5 protein-coding genes are annotated in these 2637 nt (G+C 37.0%); 1 reads left to right on the forward strand and 4 read right to left on the reverse strand.

What is annotated here, in order from left to right; translation table 11 throughout:
* Positions 1-60 precede the first annotated feature (60 nt).
* Together I6U49_RS16425 and I6U49_RS16430 are read right to left on the reverse strand one after the other, a co-directional pair.
* On the reverse strand, positions 61-918 hold the full coding sequence (locus I6U49_RS16425) for an IS3 family transposase (protein ID WP_317191834.1): 858 nt from the start codon (positions 916-918) through the stop codon (positions 61-63).
* Entirely contained in the window at positions 915-1190 is a 276-nt protein-coding gene (locus I6U49_RS16430) for a transposase (protein ID WP_198627104.1), read from the reverse strand. Before I6U49_RS16430 ends, I6U49_RS16425 begins: the two co-directional genes overlap by 4 nt.
* 50 nt (positions 1191-1240) lie before the next feature.
* Here I6U49_RS16430 and I6U49_RS16435 point away from each other — a divergent pair, with 50 nt between their 5' ends.
* On the forward strand, positions 1241-1759 hold the full coding sequence (locus I6U49_RS16435) for a group II intron maturase-specific domain-containing protein (RefSeq protein WP_455431174.1): 519 nt from the start codon (positions 1241-1243) through the stop codon (positions 1757-1759).
* Between the two features lie 123 nt (positions 1760-1882).
* On the opposite strand, the gene I6U49_RS16440 is transcribed toward I6U49_RS16435, so the two are convergent.
* Together I6U49_RS16440 and I6U49_RS16445 are read right to left on the reverse strand one after the other, a co-directional pair.
* A complete protein-coding gene (locus I6U49_RS16440) occupies positions 1883-2167 on the reverse strand; it encodes a type II toxin-antitoxin system RelE/ParE family toxin (RefSeq protein WP_198629647.1) in 285 nt (94 codons plus the stop codon).
* Positions 2160-2399, reverse strand: a complete 240-nt coding sequence (locus I6U49_RS16445; RefSeq protein WP_083645208.1) for a ribbon-helix-helix domain-containing protein — start codon at positions 2397-2399, stop codon at positions 2160-2162. The genes I6U49_RS16440 and I6U49_RS16445 overlap by 8 nt, the downstream gene beginning before the upstream one ends.
* Between the last annotated feature and the right edge of the window lie 238 nt (positions 2400-2637).

Consider the following 2637-nt stretch of genomic DNA (forward strand, 5'->3'; position numbering starts at 1 on the left):
TAAAGTACCCCCATTTGTTAGGACAGCTTTGCTGCTAAATTAAGTTCTATTTTTCATTTATCAAGCAGCCTTTCTTTTTTGGTTTAAATATCGGTTATAAGGTATTTCATTTTCTATTCCCTGGTGCCTTCTTTGGTGGTTGTAAAATTTAAAATAGGTATTGAGTTGTTGGTACAGATCTACTCCAGATTCTGGAGGATTTAAATAAATACTTTCGTACTTCACACTTCTCCAAAGCCTTTCTATAAATACATTATCGATAGCTCTTCCTTTTCCATCCATACTGAGTTTAATATTTTTAGATAGTACCCTGTGGGTAAAGATCTCTGAAGTAAACTGGCTTCCCTGATCGGTATTAATGATCTCAGGAGTCCCATGGATTTCAATAGCTTCTTCTAAAGTTTCTTTACACCACTGGGCATCCATTGAATTGGACACAGACCAGTTAAGAACATAGCGACTATGCAGGTCTATGATGGCTACCAGATACATAAAACCTTTTCGCATAGGAATGTAAGTAATATCGATCGCCCAGACCTGATTGGGACGGTCTACTGTAAGATTCCGCAATAAATAAGGATACACCTTATGTTCTTTGTTTCGCCTGGAGGTATGTTTCCCGGGCATAATAGCTCTGAGTCCCATAATCCGGGAATAGAGACGTTCAATACGCTTTTTATTGACTTTATACCCTTTATCCAGGGTAAGCCAGGTATGCATTCTCCTGGCACCTTTAAAAGGATGATGGGTATAATGTTCATCCATCAGGCGCATCAGTTCTAAATTAAGTTTACTTTCTCCACGAGGTCTATAATAGATTCCACTGCGGTGGATGTGCAATAGCTTGCATTGCTGCTGGAGGCTGAGCTTGGAATGACCCTTGCATATCATTGTTCGACGCTCTTCTAAAGGTTTTATCGCAAGGCGTTTTTTAAAAAATCATTCTCCACTTTAAGCTCCCCAATCACCTTAAGAAGTTGGTCTTTCTTTTCCTCTTCTTCTGATTTTTTTGATTTTTCCCCTTTTGAAAAAACAGTATCGGCCTCATTTAGGAAATTGCGTTTCCAGGTATTGATCTGTTGTGGAGTAATCTCAAATTTTTGTGCTAGTTCCTTGACCGTTTGACGCTCTTTCAAGGCTTCAAGAACTACTTTCGTTTTAAACTTTGAGGTAAATTTTCTTCGTGTCATAATACAGTAAAATTAAGGTTATTTTTGAACTTAACTTACTGTCCTAATTTTTGGGGGATGATCACAGGGAGAAGAGTGGCATACGTAAACCTTTAGATTTTCAAGTATTGGGGTTTGGTTTTGTACCAACCTACAAGAAAGGGGAGAAAGGAAAATATCAACTAATAGCTGGATCATCAAAGTGGAAAGAGTTTAAGGCAAAGCTTAAATACCTGACCAAGAAGACGATACCCGCGAGTTTTGAAGAACGTATCCAACGCATCAACTTGCTACTTCGAGGCTGGATAAATTACTTCAGACCAGTATCCATTCAAGGAAAGCTTAAAAAGCTTGAAGAATGGCTAAGAAACCGTTTACGGTATTGCATATGGCATCACTGGAAGAAACCCGAGCGAAAACGGAAAAACCTGATTCGATTGGGGGTCGATTATGATCACGCTTATGCTTGGAGCCGTACCAGAATGGGCGGTTGGGCAGTTGCCCAGAGTCCTATTTTGCGTACCACCATTACCGTAAAACGCTTAAAAATGAAAGGTTATATGAGTTTAATCGAATACTATAATCGATAAGTATCATTATCGAACCGCCGTATACGAGACCCGTACGTACGGTGGTGCGAGAGGCGTAGTGACGGCCATTAGGTCGTCACCCGTCTACTCGATTGGCAACCGTATTTTCTTGTTGGATTTTGATTAGATATTACTTAAATCTTGTTTTCCAATTATTGTCATAATTTCGACAATATTGTTTTCTACCCGATAATAAATGCTATCGGATCCACATACACATCTTCTATACCCAAGTTTTATAAAATCAACCGCTTCGAACGTGAAAGGTTGCTCGGCAATGAGATCGAAATATTCAAAAAACGTTTCGAAATATTTATCTGCTTGAGTTTCTCCAAATCTTTTTACTCCAAATTGATGAATCCGAATTAAATCTTCTTTAGCGATGTTACTTAACCTATATTTACTCATTAAGTAAAGACTTTGATTTTGCTAGAATTTGTTCTTTACTGTCATTTGTAAATCCGCTTTTTTCAGCTTTTTCTAATTTACTTTTAATATAATTAATTTGAATTTGCTGATTTCTAGCTTGTCTTATTAGGTCATTAACCAATTCACTTTTACTTGAATATTCTTTACTCTCAATTTGAGATTTCAGCCACTCGTCATTTGGTTCTGTAAATGAAATACTTTGTCTAGCCATAATTGTTATATTTGATGTAAAATTGCACCAAAATTGAATCAATAGCAAATTTTTTTTGTGAAAATATTGTTGCCAACGGTTACGGTTATTGACAATTTGCGGAGTAGGGAGTGCGTATTTGTCAGCGTAAACAGTTTTGTTGATGACTAAAATAATCAAATTCAGTTAATTTGCCCGCAATTTGCCATAACCGATGTTGCAAACTGTACTAATCCGATTTATTCTATCATGCTTTTTT

Origin of the sequence: Salegentibacter maritimus (assembly GCF_016236915.1) — a bacterium.
In the GTDB taxonomy this organism is placed as follows: Bacteria; Bacteroidota; Bacteroidia; order Flavobacteriales; family Flavobacteriaceae; genus Salegentibacter; species Salegentibacter maritimus.

What these genes read in the sequence shown, in the direction of transcription:
- I6U49_RS16430 (WP_198627104.1), bottom strand. Translation starts at nt 1,190, where the DNA reads ATGACACGAAGAAAATTTACCTCAAAGTTTAAAACGAAAGTAGTTCTT.
- I6U49_RS16445 (WP_083645208.1), bottom strand. Translation starts at nt 2,399, where the DNA reads ATGGCTAGACAAAGTATTTCATTTACAGAACCAAATGACGAGTGGCTG.
- I6U49_RS16440 (WP_198629647.1), bottom strand. Translation starts at nt 2,167, where the DNA reads ATGAGTAAATATAGGTTAAGTAACATCGCTAAAGAAGATTTAATTCGG.